Source organism: Bacteroides sp. ET71 (assembly GCF_023336905.1).
GTDB lineage: Bacteria > Bacteroidota > Bacteroidia > Bacteroidales > Bacteroidaceae > Bacteroides.
This window is the reverse complement of record NZ_JAMBLS010000081.1, coordinates 1-1,870: the sequence shown is the minus strand read 5'-3', so window position 1 is coordinate 1,870 and position 1,870 is coordinate 1. Positions and strand designations below refer to the sequence as shown.

At 59.8% G+C, this 1,870-nt stretch carries 1 protein-coding gene; it reads right to left on the bottom strand.

What is annotated here, in order from left to right; genetic code table 11:
* Window positions 1-1,870 (bottom strand): type IA DNA topoisomerase (locus M3090_RS15170; protein WP_249057670.1); only part of this gene is annotated, 1,870 nt, incomplete at both ends.

Genomic DNA, 1,870 nt, shown 5'->3' with positions numbered 1-1,870 from the left:
TGAAACCTTTGATAACACCGGTTCTGCCTTTGGTCAGGAGTTCGGCAAGCTGTTTGTCCGACAGTTCCTTGCCGCCCTTGTTACGGAAGAGGGTAAAGCCACAGTCCACATCGGCGCATTTGACGACCTTGGGGAAGAACAGCACCCGGCTGTTCCGGCATTTGGGACACGGGTATTCGCTTTCCGAAGGCGCTACGGACACTTTGGTTTCCAACAGTTCGGTTACAATCTGTGCGGTATATGCCTCGATGTCGCGCCGGAAGGCGGCAGCATCGGCCTCGCCCGATTCGATGCGTGCCAGCGTGTCCTCCCATGCGGCGGTCATTTCCACGTTGGCAATCTTCTTGTCCTTCACCGTTTCATAGACCGCCATGCCTTTGTCGGTGGGCACGAGGCTTTTCTTCTCCCTCTGGATATAACCGCGTGCGAACAGCGTTTCGATGACGGCAGCACGGGTGGCAGGGGTTCCGATGCCCGTCTCGCGGATGCTCGCCCGTAGCTGCTCGTCGTCAATCTCCCGGCCGCAATGCTCCATCGCCGAGAGCAGCGAGCTTTCGGTGTGCAGCGGCTTGGGTTTGGTCTGCCGCTCTACCGCTTCGAGTGCCTTTACCGGGAGCGTCTCGTCCTGTTCCAGATTTGGGAGTGCCATACCCCCGCCGTCGTCCTCTTCCTTTTCGCCGCGCACGGCACGCCATCCGGCGGACTTGACCACCGTGCCTTTGGCCTGCGCTTCGCTCCTGCTCACCACCGCATGGATTTCCGTCACCTCCTTGATGCAGGGGGCGGAAAAGGCTTCGAGCAGACGGGCGGCGACCATGTCGTAGATGGCCTGTTCGTCTTTGGAAAGGCCGGAGGGCAGGTTTTCGGTTACAATCAGCGCATGGTGGTCGGTCACTTTCCCTCCGTCCACGCTGCGGCGGTTGAGCGGTGCTCCGGAAAGCGACGCGGCATACTGCCCGAAACGCGGATGTTGCCGCAAGAGGGCGATGCGCGAGGGGATTTCGTCGAACACGTCTTCGGAAATGTACCGGCTGCCGGTACGCGGATAGCTCAGCACCTTTTTCTCGTACAGGCTTTGCGCAAGGGAGAGCGTGCGGTCGGCGGAGAAGTCCAGCCGGGTGTTGGCATCCCGCTGAAGGGCGGTCAGGTCATAGAGCAGCGGAGGTTCTTCTTTGACCTCCCGCCGGGCAAGTGCTGTTATGCGGAGCGTGCCGCACGCTTTCATTTCGCCCAACGCACTGTCTGCGGCGGTCTTGTCCTCGTAACGCTGTTCCGCTGTGGCATGGAACGCAATGCCATCCTTCTCCACCGTGATGCGTATCTGCATGTACTTCTTCGGGGCAAACGACTTGTTCTCCAGATAACGGGAGCAAATCATGGCCAATGTGGGTGTCTGTACCCGTCCGAGCGAGAACACGCCCCGCCCGGCGGCAAGGCTGAGCGCCTGCGAGCCGTTGATGCCGATGAGCCAGTCCGCTTCGCTGCGTGCCTTGGCGGAAAGATAGAGATTATCATAATTGCTGCCCGGCAGCAACCGTTCCATCCCTTCGCGGATGGCCTTGTCGGTCAGGCTGCTTATCCACAGGCGGACAAACGGTTTGGTGCAGCCTAAATAATGGTAGATATATCTGAATATCAGCTCCCCTTCGCGTCCGGCATCAGTCGCCACGATGATGCGGTCGCCACCCTCAAACAGTCCTTTGATGATGTTCAACTGGCGCACTACGCCGGGGTCGTCCTTGTATTCCTTCCCCTCACGCTTCTGGCGGGGGATGAGCGTGAATTGGGCTGGCAGTATGGGCAGGTTCTCCTGCCGGAAACCGGCAAACCCGTAGGCTTCGGGCATGGCCAGCCCGACCAGATGCCCGAA